The organism is Rhizobium sp. CF080 (assembly GCF_000282095.2).
Taxonomy (GTDB): domain Bacteria; phylum Pseudomonadota; class Alphaproteobacteria; order Rhizobiales; family Rhizobiaceae; genus Neorhizobium.
Window position 1 is genome coordinate 618960 of the sequence record NZ_AKKC02000002.1, and the last position, 15639, is coordinate 634598.

General features: G+C 63.2%; 16 protein-coding genes. 4 read left to right on the plus strand and 12 right to left on the minus strand.

Annotated features, from left to right (window positions below; genetic code table 11):
• Nucleotides 1-226: 226 nt before the first annotated feature.
• From PMI07_RS04295 to PMI07_RS04305, 3 genes are read left to right on the plus strand one after another with little or no spacing between them, the layout of a single operon-like run.
• A complete protein-coding gene (locus PMI07_RS04295) occupies nucleotides 227-1171 on the plus strand; it encodes a tripartite tricarboxylate transporter substrate binding protein (protein ID WP_007761489.1) in 945 nt (314 codons plus the stop codon).
• Nucleotides 1168-1662 (plus strand): tripartite tricarboxylate transporter TctB family protein, encoded by a 495-nt coding sequence (locus PMI07_RS04300; protein ID WP_007761486.1) that lies wholly within the window; start codon nucleotides 1168-1170, stop codon nucleotides 1660-1662. Before PMI07_RS04295 ends, PMI07_RS04300 begins: the two co-directional genes overlap by 4 nt.
• A gap of 22 nt (nucleotides 1663-1684) precedes the next feature.
• Nucleotides 1685-3202, plus strand: a complete 1518-nt coding sequence (locus PMI07_RS04305; RefSeq protein ID WP_007761483.1) for a tripartite tricarboxylate transporter permease — start codon at nucleotides 1685-1687, stop codon at nucleotides 3200-3202.
• A gap of 49 nt (nucleotides 3203-3251) precedes the next feature.
• On the opposite strand, the gene PMI07_RS04310 is transcribed toward PMI07_RS04305, so the two are convergent.
• The 8 genes from PMI07_RS04310 to PMI07_RS04345 all read right to left on the minus strand — a co-directional run bounded on the left by PMI07_RS04310 (nucleotide 3252) and on the right by PMI07_RS04345 (nucleotide 10981).
• On the minus strand, nucleotides 3252-4181 hold the full coding sequence (locus PMI07_RS04310) for a glutaminase (RefSeq protein WP_007761480.1): 930 nt from the start codon (nucleotides 4179-4181) through the stop codon (nucleotides 3252-3254).
• A gap of 40 nt (nucleotides 4182-4221) precedes the next feature.
• Nucleotides 4222-4734, minus strand: coding sequence for a MarR family transcriptional regulator (locus PMI07_RS04315; RefSeq protein WP_007761478.1), 513 nt, complete (start codon nucleotides 4732-4734; stop codon nucleotides 4222-4224).
• Nucleotides 4735-4736: 2 nt separating this feature from the next.
• Nucleotides 4737-5423, minus strand: a complete 687-nt coding sequence (locus PMI07_RS04320) for an ABC transporter ATP-binding protein (RefSeq protein WP_037085195.1) — start codon at nucleotides 5421-5423, stop codon at nucleotides 4737-4739.
• Nucleotides 5420-6169, minus strand: a complete 750-nt coding sequence (locus PMI07_RS04325; RefSeq protein ID WP_007761472.1) for an ABC transporter ATP-binding protein — start codon at nucleotides 6167-6169, stop codon at nucleotides 5420-5422. The genes PMI07_RS04320 and PMI07_RS04325 overlap by 4 nt, the downstream gene beginning before the upstream one ends.
• The gene (locus tag PMI07_RS04330) at nucleotides 6162-7133 is read right to left on the minus strand and encodes a branched-chain amino acid ABC transporter permease (protein WP_155956393.1); all 972 of its coding nucleotides are present in this window, start codon (nucleotides 7131-7133) and stop codon (nucleotides 6162-6164) included. The genes PMI07_RS04325 and PMI07_RS04330 overlap by 8 nt, the downstream gene beginning before the upstream one ends.
• A 10-nt stretch (nucleotides 7134-7143) precedes the next feature.
• Entirely contained in the window at nucleotides 7144-8067 is a 924-nt protein-coding gene (locus PMI07_RS04335; protein WP_007761468.1) for a branched-chain amino acid ABC transporter permease, read from the minus strand.
• A 9-nt stretch (nucleotides 8068-8076) separates the two neighbouring features.
• Nucleotides 8077-9213, minus strand: a complete 1137-nt coding sequence (locus tag PMI07_RS04340) for an ABC transporter substrate-binding protein (protein ID WP_007761467.1) — start codon at nucleotides 9211-9213, stop codon at nucleotides 8077-8079.
• Between the two features lie 142 nt (nucleotides 9214-9355).
• The gene (locus PMI07_RS04345) at nucleotides 9356-10981 is read right to left on the minus strand and encodes an AMP-binding protein (protein ID WP_024163552.1); all 1626 of its coding nucleotides are present in this window, start codon (nucleotides 10979-10981) and stop codon (nucleotides 9356-9358) included.
• Between the two features lie 207 nt (nucleotides 10982-11188).
• Here PMI07_RS04345 and PMI07_RS04350 point away from each other — a divergent pair, with 207 nt between their 5' ends.
• Nucleotides 11189-12013 (plus strand): alpha/beta hydrolase, encoded by an 825-nt coding sequence (locus PMI07_RS04350; RefSeq protein WP_007772198.1) that lies wholly within the window; start codon nucleotides 11189-11191, stop codon nucleotides 12011-12013.
• On the opposite strand, the gene PMI07_RS04355 is transcribed toward PMI07_RS04350, so the two are convergent.
• The 4 genes from PMI07_RS04355 to PMI07_RS04370 are packed head-to-tail and all read right to left on the minus strand — an operon-like array spanning nucleotide 12010 to nucleotide 15505.
• On the minus strand, nucleotides 12010-12534 hold the full coding sequence (locus PMI07_RS04355; RefSeq protein WP_037085199.1) for a winged helix DNA-binding protein: 525 nt from the start codon (nucleotides 12532-12534) through the stop codon (nucleotides 12010-12012). The genes PMI07_RS04350 and PMI07_RS04355 overlap by 4 nt on opposite strands.
• A 54-nt stretch (nucleotides 12535-12588) precedes the next feature.
• The gene (locus PMI07_RS04360) at nucleotides 12589-13569 is read right to left on the minus strand and encodes a TRAP transporter substrate-binding protein (protein ID WP_037085202.1); all 981 of its coding nucleotides are present in this window, start codon (nucleotides 13567-13569) and stop codon (nucleotides 12589-12591) included.
• A gap of 34 nt (nucleotides 13570-13603) precedes the next feature.
• A complete protein-coding gene (locus PMI07_RS04365; protein WP_007758164.1) occupies nucleotides 13604-14917 on the minus strand; it encodes a TRAP transporter large permease subunit in 1314 nt (437 codons plus the stop codon).
• Between the two features lie 3 nt (nucleotides 14918-14920).
• Complete coding sequence (locus tag PMI07_RS04370; RefSeq protein WP_007758165.1) at nucleotides 14921-15505, minus strand: TRAP transporter small permease; 585 nt, start codon at nucleotides 15503-15505, stop codon at nucleotides 14921-14923.
• Nucleotides 15506-15639: the final 134 nt, after the last annotated feature.

The window sequence follows — 15639 nt, forward strand, 5'->3', positions numbered from 1 at the left end:
GCAATTTCGAGGCATTCGCCCCTTGCCAAATCTCAAGAACGCGAAAGATGTCAGGTAAATGTCAGCTTCATATGCTGGCTTAGGGACATTCGGCCCCCGTTTGGAGGCGGGGACCTGATCGACGATGGGAGGAATCTGACCAAGCGGTTCTCGCCTGGGCTTTTCTCCTTGTCGCACAGCCAAACGAACTTCGCGTCGGATCAAGACGCCAACGGAGGACATACCCTTGAAACACTTCTTCCTCGCTTCCATTCTCGCGGGCGCAATCGCTCTCCCGGCCGCTGCGGCCGACTATTCGATCATGGCTCCTGCCGCCCCCGGCGGCGGCTGGGACCAGACCGCCCGCACCATGCAGACCGCCCTGCAAACTGAAAAGATCTCCGGCAAGGTGCAGGTCATGAACGTTCCGGGCGCCGGCGGCACGATCGGCATCGCCCAGTTCGCCAGCCAGCAGAAGGGCAATGCAAACGCCCTCATGGTCGGCGGTTACGTCATGGTCGGCGCCATCCTGACCAACAAGTCACCGGTCACCCTGAAGGACGTCACCCCGATCGCCCGCCTCACCGGCGAATATGAAGTCATCGTCGTACCGGCAGCGTCCGAGATCAAGACGGTGGCCGACCTCGTCGCCAAGCTGAAGGCAAACCCAGGCGCGGTTTCCTGGGGCGGCGGTTCGGCCGGCGGTACGGACCACATAACGGCGGGTTTGATCGCAAAGGCTGCCGGCGTTGATCCGACGAAGGTCAACTACATCGCGTTTTCCGGCGGCGGTGAGGCACTCGCCGCCATCCTCGGTGGCCAAGTCACGGCCGGCATCTCGTCCTACGGCGAGTTCGAATCACAGATCAAGGCCGGCGCGCTGCGTCTGCTCGCCATCTCCTCCGACAAGAAGCTCGACGGCATCAATGCCCCGACGCTGAAGGAATCCGGTCTTGACGTCGTGATCCAGAACTGGCGCATGGTCGCCGCTGCTCCCGGCCTGACCCCCGAGCAGAAGAAGGCCGTGACCGCCGACGTCGAAAAGCTCGCCAAGTCCAAGACCTGGCAGGACAACCTGAAGACCAAGGGCTGGATCGACACCTATCTCTCCGGCCCGGAATTCGAAGCGCAGCTCGCCAAGGACATCGCTGCCACTGAAACCATCCTGAAGGACATCGGACTGGTTAAATGAGCCTCGACAACAACAAAACGAGCACCGAAAAGCGCCGCCCCGATTGGGCGGCGCTTGTTATTGCCGCCATCCTCGTCGCCGTCGCCGCCGTCATCTTCCTGGATGTCGACCGGCTACGGGATATGGGCGGTTATAGCCAAGTCGGCCCGGCCACCGTTCCGAACTGGATTGCCTTTGCACTGATAGGGCTTGCGATCTGGACCGTGTTCGCCGCGTTTCGACGCGACTTTCCTGCGCGGGAAAAGCAGGAGCTCGGACCCGTTGTCTGGGTTGTCGCAGGCCTGGTCGCGCAGATGGCCCTCATTCGGGTCGCCGGTTTCTCGATTGCCACGGGCATGCTGTTCGGCCTCGCCGCCGCAGGTTTCGGCGCCCGCAAACTGTGGATCAGCATTCCGATCGGCATCGTCGTCTGTCTTGGCATCTGGTGGCTGTTTGCCGGCGTTCTGCAACTTTCGCTTCCGGCAGGCCCGCTGGAACACCTGATCCAGTGATGCGACCCTCGAGAGTAAGATCATGAGCACATTCGAATTCCTTCTCCAGGGGCTCGCATCGGCAATGGAGCCGATGAACCTCTTCTACGCGCTGATCGGCGTGACGCTCGGCACCATGGTCGGCGTGCTTCCCGGCATCGGTCCGGCGACGACCGTCGCCCTGCTTCTGCCGGTTACCTACCAGCTGGATGCGACCGGCTCGCTGATCATGTTCGCCGGCATCTATTACGGCGGCATGTATGGCGGCTCGACGACGTCGATCCTCTTGAACACGCCAGGCGAAAGCGCCTCGATCGTCACCGCGCTCGAGGGCAACAAGATGGCCCGGGCGGGACGCGGCGGCCCGGCACTGGCGACCGCGGCAATCGGATCGTTCGTCGCCGGCCTGATCGCGACGCTCGCGCTAGCCTTCATCGCGCCCTACATCGTCAAGCTGGCGCTGGTCTTCGGTCCGCGCGAATATTTTGCGCTGATGGTTCTGGCCTTCGTCACCGTCTCTTCGGCCTTCGGCAATTCGACGCTGCGCGGCCTCACCTCGCTTTTCATCGGACTTGCCCTCTCGCTCGTCGGCATCGACCAGCTGACCGGCCAGAACCGGCTCTCCTTCGGCGTGCCCGACCTGCTCGACGGTATCGAAGTGACGACGATGGCGGTCGCCATGTTCGCGATCGGCGAGACGCTTTACATCGCCGCCCAGGGCGAAGCGGCACCGGACAAGATCGAAGCGATCCGGGGTTCGGTGTGGATGACGGCGCAGGATTGGGGGCGCTCCTGGAAAGCCTGGCTGCGCGGCACCGTGATCGGCTTCCCGATCGGCGCGATGCCGGCCGGCGGCGCCGAAATCGGCACTTTCCTGTCCTATGCGACTGAAAAGCGTCTTTCCAAGCATCCGGAAGAATTCGGCAATGGTGCGATCGAAGGCGTGGCCGGTCCGGAAGCCGCCAACAATGCGTCTGCCGCCGGCACGCTCGTGCCGCTGCTGACGCTCGGCCTGCCGACCTCGGCGACCGCGGCGATCATGCTCGCCGGCTTCCAGCAATACGGCCTGCAGCCGGGTCCTCTGCTGTTTGCGACCAACCCGCAGCTCGTCTGGGGCCTGATCGCCTCACTTTTGATCGCCAACCTGATGCTGCTCGTCCTCAACCTGCCGCTGGTCGGCCTGTGGGTGAAGCTGCTGACCATTCCGAAGCCGTGGCTCTATGCGGGCATCCTGGTGTTTGCGACGCTCGGTACGATCGGTGCCAACCCTTCTGTGTTCGAACTCGGCATGCTGCTGGTCTTCGGGCTCGTCGCCTACATCATGCGCGTCTTCGACTATCCGATCGCGCCTGTGATCGTCGGCCTCATTCTCGGGCCGCTTGCCGAACAGCAGCTCCGCCGCGCGCTGGCGATCAGCCAGGGTGACGTGACGGTGCTGTTCACCTCGCCGATCGCAGCCGTGCTGCTGAGCCTGGCGGCACTCGCCCTCATCCTTCCCCTCGTCCTGCGTGCACGCGGACGCGGCGATGCTCTTTCGCAGATGGCAGCCAGCGAAGACTGATCATAAAGCTGCCAACAGACTAAAGCCCGGGTTTCGACCCGGGCTTTTTTTATTGCCCGAATACCGACCAGCCGGTTCTAGTGGCCAGCATTTCGAGAGCCAGCGAACCCAGCAGCGAATTGCCGTTGTGATTGAGGCCCGGCGACCAGACGGCGACGGACGCCTTGCCAGGTGCCACCGCCATGATGCCGCCGCCGACACCGCTTTTGCCGGGCAGGCCGACGCGATAGGCGAAATCCCCGGATCCGTCATAATGGCCGCAGGTGAGCATCAGCGCGTTGATGCGCCGTGCCCGCTGCCTTGATACCACGGTGTGCCCGGTCAGCGGGTTGCGGCCGGAGGCAGCGAGGAACAGACCGGCCTTGGCAAGCTGGGTGCAGGTCATTGCGAGCGCGCAATGATGGAAATAGACGCCGAGGACATGTTCGACCGGATGGTCGAGCTTGCCGAAGGAACGCATGAAATTGGCCAGCGCGAAGTTGCGGAAACCCGTCGCCTGCTCGGACTTCGCCACCTCCGGGTCGATGGCGATCGAGTCGTCATCGGCAAGATAGCGTACAAAGCGGACGATCTCGCCGATCGCCTCGCGCGGCGTGTGTCCGGCCAGCACCAGATCGCTGACCGCGATAGCGCCGGCATTGATGAAAGGATTGCGCGGCTTGCCTTCCTCGTGCTCGAGCTGGACGATCGAATTGAAGGCGGAGCCGGAGGGCTCGCGGCCGACCCTGTTCCAGGTGGTTTCGCCGTGTTTGCCTAGCGCGAGCGTCAGGGTGAAGACTTTCGAGACGCTCTGGATCGAGAAGGGTTCGTCGCAATCGCCGACCTTGTGCACGTCGCCATCGACGGTGACGATCGTCATGCCGAACTTCTTCGGATCGACATGGGCGAGCTGCGGGATATAGTCCGCCACCTTGCCTTCGCCGAGGCGTGGCGTCAGCTTCTCATGGATCTCCTCGACGATCGCCTGCAGGTCTGCCATCTCTTCACCCCGAATTATTGCGCGCCCGAGACGAGCCTTACTATTCGAAGGCGCTGCCGGAAAGATGGTTCCTGGCGGAAGCCTTGACCGCGCCGATCTCCGACCACAATGAGGCAATCATCGCCGGGTCGACATCGGCCATGATGTCGCGCAGCCAGCCTTCGTGCGCGGCGGCCATGGCGACAAAAAGCTCGGTTCCGGCCGGCGTCAGCTTGGCGACCGTGACGCGGCGGTCGCCGTCCGGCGTGACGCGCTGCACGAAACCATCCGCCTCCAGCCGCTCCACCAGACCCGTGACATTGCCGTTGGTGACCATGGTGCGCTTCGAGAGCTCGCCAAGTCTCAAGCCGTCGGCCTCGCGATAGAGCTGTGCCATCAAATCGAACTGGGGAAGCGTCGCACTGAATTCGGTGCGAAGCCGGCGGCGGATTTCGGTTGTGATCAGTTTGGTGGTGGAGAGCATGCGCAGCCACAGCCGCGTCTCGGGCTTGTTCTTCCCATGCGGGCCATGGGCGATCAGTTCCAGGTCGGCGCTTGCCGCTTCTGCTTCCATGCCTACACCCCGAGATATCGATCCTGCAGTTCCGTCGTCAGGTCCGTCGGCCTGCCGCTCCAGGCGCTTCTTCCGTTTTCCAGGATGACGCAGCGGTCCGCAACCGGCAAAAGCTCCGAAAGCGTCTTATCCACCACCAGAATGGACAGGCCTTCGGCCTTCAGCCGCCGGATCGCCTTCCAGATGTCCTGGCGGATGACCGGGGCAAGGCCTTCGGTCGCCTCGTCGAGAATGAGCAGGCGCGGATTGGTCATTAGCGCGCGGCCGATCGCCAGCATCTGCTGCTCGCCGCCGGAGAGCGATCTCGCCATCTGCGCATGACGCTCAGACAATCGCGGGAAGAGTTCGTTGACGCGCTCCAGCGTCCATTGGCCGGGCCGGGCGGCGGCGACCAGGTTTTCGTGCACCGTGAGGTTCGGGAAGCAGCGGCGGCCTTCCGGCACGAGGCCGATGCCGAGCTTGGCGACGTGATGCGGCCGCTTGCCCTTGGTGTCCGTGCCGCCGATCTTCACGCCACCGGCGCGGGGCGGGTTGAGATTGCAGATGGCGCGGATGGTGGTCGTCTTGCCCATGCCGTTGCGGCCCATCAGGGCGACGGCCTCGCCTTCCGCGACCGCAAGATCGACGCCAAAAAGCGCCTGGCTTGCGCCGTAGAATGCTTCGATCCTGGTGACATCGAGCAGCATCAGGCGTGGTCTCCGAGATAGGCGGTGCGCACGGTCGGGTCACGGCGGATTTCCTCGACCGTCCCCGTCGCGATGATACGGCCGTAGACGAGCACCGAGATCCGGTCGGCGAGTGCGAAAACCGCGTCCATATCGTGCTCGACCAGCAGGATCGGTGCTTCCTGCCGCAGCGTATCGAGGAAGCGGGTCAGCGATTTCGAGCCTTCCGGCCCCATGCCGGCCATCGGCTCGTCGAGCAGGAAGGCTTTCGAGCCAAGGGCCAGCGCCATGGCGATTTCCAGCTGCCGGCGTTCGCCATGGGAAAGCTCGGCAGCAGGGATGCGGGCGCGGGCCGTCAGCCCGACTCGTTCCAGCATAGCCATGGCGGTGTCGATCAGCGACCTGTCGCGCATGACGGGCTTGAAGAAACGGAAGCTCGAACCCTGCTTTGCCTGCACCGCCAGCATGACGTTGCGCAGGCCCGAGAAATCCGGTGCGATCGACGAGACCTGGAAGGTGCGGCCAAGCCCGAGCCGGGCACGATCGGCCACGCCGAGCGAGCCGATGTCCTGCCCGGCAAAACGGATCGTACCGCTGTCTTGCCTAAGCGTGCCGCAGATCTGGTGGATGAGCGTGGACTTGCCGGCGCCGTTCGGGCCGATCAGGGCATGGATCTCGCCGGGGCGAAGATCGAGCGTCACGCCATCCGTGGCCCGCAGCGCGCCAAAATTCTTGACGAGGTTGGAGATCTGGAGAACCGGCTCAACCATGTCTGGCCTTTCCGGCAAGCAGGCCCAGAAGACCGCCGCGCGCAAACAGCACCACGACGAGGAGGATGAGGCCCAGGAAGAACTGCCAACGTTCGGTGAGGCCGCCGAGCGCATATTCGAAGATTACGTAGAGTGCGGCGCCCGCCAGCGGCCCGAACAGCCGGCCAGTGCCGCCGAGGATGATCAGCACGATCAGTTCGCCCGACATGTGCCACGACAGCATGGACGGGCTGACGAAGCGGTTGAGATCGGCAAACAGCGCGCCGGCAAGGCCGGTGACCGCCGCCGAGATCGCAAAGCCGGTCAGCCGGATGCGATAGGGCTGGATGCCGACGGTCGCGACACGCACCTCGTTCTGCCGTGCCGCCTGCAGCGCCGTGCCGAAACGCGAGGCGCGGATCAGTGCGAAGAGGGCGAGCGCCAGCAACAGGATGACATAGCAGATCAGGAAGAAGGTCAGCGGCCGCATGGTGTTGACGCCGGGGAACTGGTTGCGGACGAGGATCGACAACCCGTCCTCGCCGCCATAGGCCGGCCAGGAGATCGCGAAATAATAGACCATCTGCGCGAAGGCGAGCGTGATCATGATGAAATAGACGCCCGAGGTCCTGAGACTGATCGCGCCGATCGCCAGGCCGACAAGGCCGGAGAGGATCAGCGCGACGATCCAGATCACCCACATCTGTTTCGAGCCGGGCAGGCCGAACACCAGCGGATCGCCGGAAAAGGCGTGGGCCGCCAGGATGCCGGCGACATAACCGCCAATGCCGAAGAAGGCCGCATGGCCGAAAGAGACGAGGCCACCAAGACCCAGCGCCAGATTGAGGCCGGTGGCGGCGAGCGCGAGGATGGCGATGCGGGTCGCAAGCGTGATGTAGAACGGCTGGCCGAATGCGTCCGCCGCAAAGGGGACGGCGAGCAGCAGGGATGCCAGAATGAGGTTGATGAGGTTTTCGCGGGTCACGATCATGATCTCACGCATGCGCCGCGGGAAAGAGGCCGCGCGGTTTGACCGCGAGAATGACCGCCATGACGATATAGATCAGCATCGAAGCCGCAGCGCCGCCGATCATGCCGGCCTGGGCCGGGGCGACAAACAGCGCCAGGATCTTCGGCAGGAGAAAACGGCCCATCGTATCGGTGACCCCGACCAGCAGCGCGCCGAGAAGCGCGCCCTTGATCGAGCCGATGCCGCCGATGACGATGACCACGAAGGCGAGGATCAGCACCGGTTCGCCCATGCCGACCTGCACCGATTGCAGCGCGCCGACCATGGCGCCGGCGAGACCCGCAAGTGCCGCGCCGAGCGCGAAGACCACGGTATAGAGCGTGCGGATATCGACGCCTAAGGCGCCGATCATCTCGCGGTCGCTTTCGCCGGCGCGGATGCGCATGCCGAGACGGGTCCGGGAGATCAGCAGGTAGAGGCCGAAGGCGACGATCGCGCCGGCAAGGATGATCGCCAGGCGATAGACCGGATATTCCGTGCCACCCGGCAGCGCGACGGCGCCCTGCAGCAAGGGAGGAATATCGAGATAGAGCGGGAAGGAGCCGAACAGCCAGCGCGTGCCTTCCGAAAACATCAGGATCAGCGCGAAGGTGGCGAGCACCTGGTCGAGATGATCGCGGTCATAGAGCCTGCGGATCACCACGAGTTCGACGATCGCGCCCGCCGCGGCCGCCGCGATGAGGCTGGCGATCAGGCCGATCCAGAATGAGCCGGTCCACGCCGCCACGGTGGCGCAAGCGAATGCGCCGACCATGTAGAGCGAGCCGTGAGCAAGGTTGATCAGGCCCATGACGCCGAAGATCAGCGTCAGCCCGGCAGCCATGAGAAACAACATGACGCCGAGCTGCAGGCCGTTGAGCAACTGCTCGAGAGCAAGTGCCAAAGTCACAGGCAGGCCTTAGATCTTGCAGTCTTTGGCATAGGCATCGCCGTGATCGGCGAAGATCTTCTCTACCGTCTTGTTGGTGATGACGCCGTTCTGCTTGATCACTTCCGTCAGGTAGATGTCCTGGATCGGATGCTGGTTGGTGTTGAACTTGAATTTTCCGCGCGGGGACTGGATGTCTGCCTTGCGAAGTTCGGCACCGAAAGCATCGGCGTTCTTGACGCTCGCCTTGGACGCTGCGGCAACGATGAGCTGGGCGGCGTCATAGGCCTGGACGGCATAGATGGACGGCAGGCGGTTATATTCCTTCTGGAAATCGGCCAGGAACTTCTTGCTCGCGGCGTTGTCGAAGTCCGGGGCCCACTGGCCGGACGCCTTGGCGCCGACCGCCGCATCGCCGATTGCCGGCAGAACGTCCTGGCTGAAGGAGAAGCCCGGGCCCATGACCGGGATTTTGACGCCCGACTGGGCGAACTGCTTCATGAAGGCGATGCCCATGCCGCCCGGCAGGAAGACGAAGATGCCGTCGGCGCCGGAGGCGCGCATCTGGGCGATTTCGGCGGCGTAGTCGGTTTGGCCGACCTGGGTGTAGACCTCGGCGGCGAGCTGGCCCTTGTAATAACGCTTGAAGCCGGTCAGCGAATCCTTGCCGGCTGGATAGTTCGGGGCGAGGATGAACATCTTCTTGTAGCCCTTGTTGGCATATTCGCCCATGGCTTCATGAAGGTTGTCGTTCTGGTAGGCGGCGTTGAAATAGAGCTTGTTGCAGTTGGCGCCGGCAAGCGCGGCAGGCGCGGCATTGGTCGAGACGTAGAACTTGCCCTGCGCCACCGCGCTCGGGGCGACGGCCATCAAGAGGTTCGACCAGACGATGCCGGTCAGGACGTCGACCTTGTCGCTCTGGATCATCTTGTCGGCGATCTGCACGGCCAGTTCCGGCTTCTGCGCATCGTCTTCGGTAACAACGGTGATGTCCTTGTTGCCGGCATTCTTGATCGCCAGCATGAAGCCGTCGCGCGTATCGATGCCAAGGCCGGCGCCACCGCCCGAAAGCGTGGTGATCATGCCGATCTTCAGCGGCTCGGCGAAAGCCATGCCGGTGGTGCTCATGCTCAGCGCCAAAGTGGCTGCAGCAAGCATTTTCTTCATGTGACGAACTCCCGTTTGTTTTTGTGTTGTTCCCGGTGCCTTCGACGGACTTGGACATCCGCCGGGTCTTCTTTGTCTTCCACATTTGCGTGGAAACTTCCACTCTACATGTAAGGCGAAATTCGACCGCCAATCACCATGGTTAAGCTGAGGGTTTCTGCTTCAGCCGGAACCGCTGGATCTTGCCGGACTCGGTCTTCGGCAGCGCATCGGTGAAGACGACCGAGCGCGGATACTTGTAAGGGGCGATCACCGCCTTCACATGATCCTGCAGGATCTTGACCATCAGCTCGCCTGGCTCGGCTCCCTTCACCAGCACCACATGCGCCTCGACGATGGTGCCGCGCGCCTCGTCCGACACGCCAATCACGGCGCATTCGAGCACCGCCTCGTGTTTGAGGAGGGCCGCCTCGACCTCGGGACCGGCGATGTTGTAACCGGCCGAGACGATCATGTCGTCGGAGCGGGCGGCGAAGTGGAAATAACCGTCCTCGTCCTCGACGAAACTGTCGCCCGTAAGATTCCAGCCGTCCCTGACATAATCCTTCTGGCGGTCGTCGGCGAGGTAACGGCAGCCGATCGGCCCCTTGACCGCAAGCTTGCCGATTGTGCCGCGCGGCACTTCGTTCATGTCGTCGTCGACAACGATCGCCTCGTAGCCGGTGAGCGGCTTGCCGGTGCAGGCCGGCCTGGAATCGCCGAGCCGGTTCGAGATGAAGATATGCAGCATCTCGGTCGCGCCGATGCCGTCGAGGATCGGCTTGCCGGTTTTTTTCACCCATTCGTCGAAGACGGGCCCGGGCAAGGTCTCGCCGGCGGAAACGGCGATGCGCAGCGACGAGAGGTCGGCGCCGGCATCCATCGCCGCCAGCATGGCGCGATAAGCGGTGGGTGCGGTGAAGCTGATCGTCGCCTTGTAGGTCTCGATGATCTCGATCATCTTCGGGGGCGTGGCCTGTTCCAGAAGGGTCGCGGCCGCGCCGAAACGCAAGGGGAAGACTGCGAGACCACCAAGGCCGAAGGTGAAGGCGAGCGGCGGGGAGCCGACGAACACGTCGTCCGGCGTCACGTCCAGCACTTCCTTCGCATAGGCATCGGCGATGATCAGGATATCGCGATGGAAATGCATGGTCGCCTTCGGCACGCCCGTGGAGCCCGACGTGAAGCCGAGCAGGGCGACGTCGTCGCGGCCGGTCTTCACGGACTCGAAACGCACCGGCTTGTTGAGCGCCGCCCGATCGAGCTCGGCGTCATGGTTGGCCGTGCCGTCGAAGCCGATCACCTGTTTCAGGAACCGGCTTTCCTTGGCGCAGGCGACCAGTTCGTCCATCAGCCGCGTATCGCAGAGCGCGATCGAAATCTCCGCCTTGTCGATGATCTTGGCAAGCTCGCCGGAGCGCAGCATCGGCATGGTGTTGACGACGACGGCGCCGGCCTTGGTCGCGGCCAGCCAGCAGGCGACCATGGCCGGGTTGTTGGCGGAACGGATCAGCACCCGGTTGCCGGGCTTCAGGCCGTAGTCCTCGGTCAAGGCGCGAGCGATGCGGTTCGTCCAGTCGGACAGCTCCTTGTAGGTGCGGCGGCGGCCGTTGCCGATGAGAGCGGTGTTGTCGCCGAAACCGCGCTCGACCATGCGGTCGGTGAGTTCGACGCCCGCATTCATCCATTCCGGATAATCGAAGCCATCGAGCTTGATTTCCGGCCACTGATCCGGCGGCGGAAGATTGTCGCGGGCAAACGTATCCAGATGGCCTGACGGTCCCAGCATATTTTCGTTCCCAGATATTCTTATCGATGCGGCTTTTTGCCTTTTGTCCAGAAAAGCACCGCCTCTCTTTGGTTGCAAGAGAGAAATTTTAGGTTTGTAATAATTTTCTGCGGGCGGTGTTTTGGGCGCCCCTGCAGGCTTCCAAGCGGGCCGGCGCGGTGCCAGTATGGCGCCGGAAATCAGGCTTTGTCGAAGGGAAAAGTTAAGATGCGGCATCGGATTAGCGACTGGGACAATGCCTATGCCAACGGCATCAACATTCCCCAGGGCGACCGCTGGCCGGCGGCATGGGTGGAACCGGCACGACTTTATCGCGAGACGCTTGCCGCTGCGGGCCGCGCCAGGCTCGGTCTTTCCTATGGCGAGAAGCCGCGCAACCGCTTCGATCTTTTCCTGCCGGCAACCGAACCGGCCGGCCTCGTGGTGTTCGTCCATGGCGGATTCTGGATCGGGCTCGACAACAGCTACTGGTCGCAGTTTGCCAGCGGAGCGGTGGAGCGCGGTTATGCGGTCGCCATGCCGATGTACACGCTGGCGCCGGAGAACCGCATTTCGGGCATCACTGTGGAAATCGGCAGGGCGATCGAGGCTGCCGCCGGCATGGTCGGCGGCCCGATCCGGCTGATGGGCCATTCGGCGGGCGGGCATCTCGTCACGCGGATGATCTCCGCCACGTCGCCGCTGCCGGAGGCTGTGCGCAACCGCATCGTCAATACGGTTTCATTGTCCGGCGTGCACGACCTGCGGCCGATCATGAAGACGAAGATGAACGAAAAGCAGCGGATTGACGCCGAGGAAGCCTACCGGGAAAGTCCGGTCCTTTTGGAGCCGCTTCCGGGAGCTCGGGTGACCTGCTGGGTAGGGGCTGGCGAACGCGCCGAATTCATCCGCCAGAACGCGCTGCTTGCCAGCGTCTGGAAGGGGCTGGGCGCCGAGACGGAAGCCGTCGAGGAGCCGGACAGGCATCATTTCACCATTCTCGACGGCATGGCGGACCCCGACCATCCGCTGATGGATGCGCTGTTTTCCTAAAGCGATGCGGCGGCGCGGGCTGCCTGGTCGTAATGGCCGGAAAGCGCGCGCAGGCGGGCTGCCATGGCTGACAGGGTTTCACCCGAAACCTCGGTCGCAAGCACCGATTTGACGAGCAGTTCCTCACGCACCGCCGCATAGCGCTTGCAGGCATCGGCGCCCGCTTCCGTCACCATGACAAGCTTTTCCTTGCCGCGGCGGCCGGATTTGATCAGCTTCAGCCGTTCGAGCTTCTTCAGCGCGTAGGTGACCACATGCGTGTCCTCGATGTTGAGGACCAGCGCGATATCGGCCAGCGTCTTTGCCTTGTTGCGGCTGTTGATATTGTGCAGGACGAGGATGTCGATCGGCGACAGATCCGGCACGCCGGCGGCTGACATGCAGCGGACCATCCAGCGGCTGAAGGCGTGGTTCAGCATGATCATGCCGAACTCGATCTCCGACAGCGCCGGCAAAGCCCCGCTCGCCAGGTGCCCGGAGGATACGATCGGGCCGAATTCACTCTTTTCCGATGACACTATTTCTCCTCCCGAGTGCGAGCGCGCCGCAAGCGGATGCCTGCGGCGCCTCTCAAATCACATCTTCTTATAGGCGTCCAGAATGGCGGCGCCGTCGGCACCGGCCTTCTTCGACCAGTCTTCGGTCAGCTTGGCGCCGACATCGGCCAGGCCCTTCTTGAGATCGGCGCTCGGTTCGAGAACCTTCATGCCGTTCTTCTTGAGGGTTTCCATGTAGGCGCTCGTCTTTTCGGCACCGAGCGCCCAGCCGCGGGTTTCTGCGGCAGCGGCTGCATCGGTGACAGCCTTCTGGACGGCCGGATCGAGGCCAGCGAAGGCTGCCTTGTTGACGAAGATGACGTTCTTCGGGATCCAGGCCTGGGTGTCGTAATAGTGGGTCAGCGATTCCCAGATCTTGCTATCGACGCCGGTGGCGCTCGAGGTCATCAGGCCGTCGACGACGCCGGTTGCGAGAGCCTGCGGCAGTTCGGCCGCCTGAACCGTGACCGGCTGGGCGCCGACCAGATCGGCGATGCGCGACGTGCCGACGTTATAGGCGCGCCATTTCAGCCCCTTGAGGTCGGCGGTGCTGTTGACATCCTTCTTGGTGAAAATGCCCTGCGGCGGCCACGGCGTCGCATAGAGGAGCTTGAGGCCCTGCGCATCGAGCGCCTTTTCGATCGCCGGCTTGGAGGCGGCGTAGAGCTTCTTCGACGCATCGAAGCTGGTTGCCAGGAACGGCACGACGTCGATGCCGAAGACCGGGTTTTCGTTCTCGTGCAGCGAGATCAGCACCTCGCCGGCCTGGGCCTGGCCGGTCTGAACGGCGCGCTTGATATCCGGCGCCTTGAAGAGCGAGGCGCTCGGATGAACGGTGATCTTCAGCTTGCCGCTGGTCGCCGTTTCGACGTCCTTGGCGAACTGCATCAGGTTCTCGACATGGTAGTTCGCCGGCGGATAGGCCGACGGCAGGACCCAGGCGGTCTGGGCGAAGGCGGCGCCGGAAGCCGCCAGAAGCGCTGCGCCAACAAGGCCCGAGCGAACGAGAGTAGAGATCATTTTCCTCATATCAGTTCCCTTTTTCTTTCTCTGATTAACCCGGGAATGCCATTTTCGGCAGTACCATCACGATTTCCGGGAAGACCGTGATGATGGCGACTGTCGCCACAAGCAGGAAGAAGAACGGCAGCGAAGCGCGCGCGACGGTCAGGCTGTCGCGGCCGCTCATGGTCTGCAGCACGAAGAGGTTGAAGCCGACCGGCGGCGAGACTTCCGCCATTTCGACGATCAGCACCAGGAAGATGCCGAACCAGACGAGGTCGAAACCGGCCTGCTGGATCATCGGCAGGACCACAACCGTGGTGAGCACGATCATCGACAGCCCGTCGAGCGCTGCGCCGAGCAGGATATACATGACCGTCAGCACCGCGATCAGCGCATAGGGGCTGAGGTTGAAGCTGTCGACCCAGGCGGCGAGCGCGTTCGGAATGCCGGTATAACCCATGGCGATCGACATGAAGCCGGCGCCTGTGAGGATCAGCATGATCATGCAGGTGAGCCTAGTGGCGCCCATGACGCTGTCCCAGAAGGCCTTCATCGTCAGCGTCCGCGACCAGGCGGCGATGGCGAGCGAGCCGAGCACGCCCCAGGCGGCGCATTCCGTCGCCGTCGCCCAGCCGAGGATGAGCGTCGCGAAGACCAAGACGATCAGCAGCGTGACGGGGATGAGGTTGGCCGATTCCTTCAGCTTCTCCATGAAGCTCATCTTCGGCGGTGCCGGCGGCTGCTTGTCCGGGTTCAGAAGCGACCAGACGATGATGTAGCCGGAATAAAGCACCATGACGATGGCGCTCGGCAGGAAGCCGGCGAGGAAGATCTGGATGATCGAGACATTCGCCGCCACCGCATAGACGACCATGGTGATCGACGGCGGAATGAGGATGCCGAGCGTGCCGGCACCGGCGAGCGAGCCGAGGCTGACCATCTCGTCATAGCCGCGTTTCTTGAGTTCCGGCAGGGCGATCTTGGCGATCATCGCCGTGGTGGCGGCAGACGAACCCGAGATCGATCCGAACAGGCCGCAGCCGATCACGTTGACATGCATGAGGCGGCCGGGCAGCCAGCCGAGCCAGGGGGCGAGGCCTCGGAACATCTCTTCCGAAAGCCGGGTGCGGAACAGGATTTCCCCCATCCAGACGAACAGCGGCAGCGCCGCGAGCGACCAGGACGCGCCGCCGCTCCAGGAATTGGTGGCAAGCACCGCGCCGATCGGGATGCCGGGCACGAAGAGCATGGCAATAAAGCCGCAGATCAGCAGCGAGATGCCGATCCAGACGCCGCTGGCCAGCAGCGCCAACAGGGCGACGAGGACGATGCCGGCGATTTCAACGAGTTCGATCGTGCTCATGGATCACGCCCCGCTCTGGATGGCGCGCTCGATGACTTCCTCGGCCGTTTGCGGCTCCGGCTTCTCGTAGCGCGGCGAGCCGCCGAACAGGACATGGAGGAGTTCGTCGACGAAGGCGATCGCGAGGATGATCAGGCCGCCGCAGAAACCGAGCTGCGGAATCCACAAAGGCACCGCGATGACGCCCTGCGCCAGATCGTTGAACATGTAGGAGGTCTTCGTCATGTCGAAGGCGAACCAGGCAAAATAGAGCGTCGCGATCGTGCCGATCACGAGGGCGAAGATCTCGACGACACGGCGGACCGTACCGGTGAAGCGCTCGACCAGCAGGCCGACGCGGATCATTTCGCCGGAGCGGAACGTGTGCGCGAGGCCGAGAAAGGCGCTCGCCGCCATGCACCAGGAGGCGAAATCGTCACCCGCCGGCACGTCGATATCGAGCGGGCGGCCGGCAGAAAGCGCCATCATCAGCAGGAAGATCGCGACAAGGAAAAGTCCGGCGAGATATCCGGAAAACAGGTAGAGTGCATCCAGCCCTTTCCGGAGCCAATCCGGAAATATGCTGTGGCGGGGATCAATGGAGGACATGGTTCATCCTCCCTTTACAGGATCGAAAAAACGGCATGGTCGGCTCCCCTCGGTTGCCGGTTATCCGGGTGGAGCTCTTGGCGGCTTCCTGCCCGTTCAGCGAGCATGATGCTTCAATGAGCAATTTCCTGTCA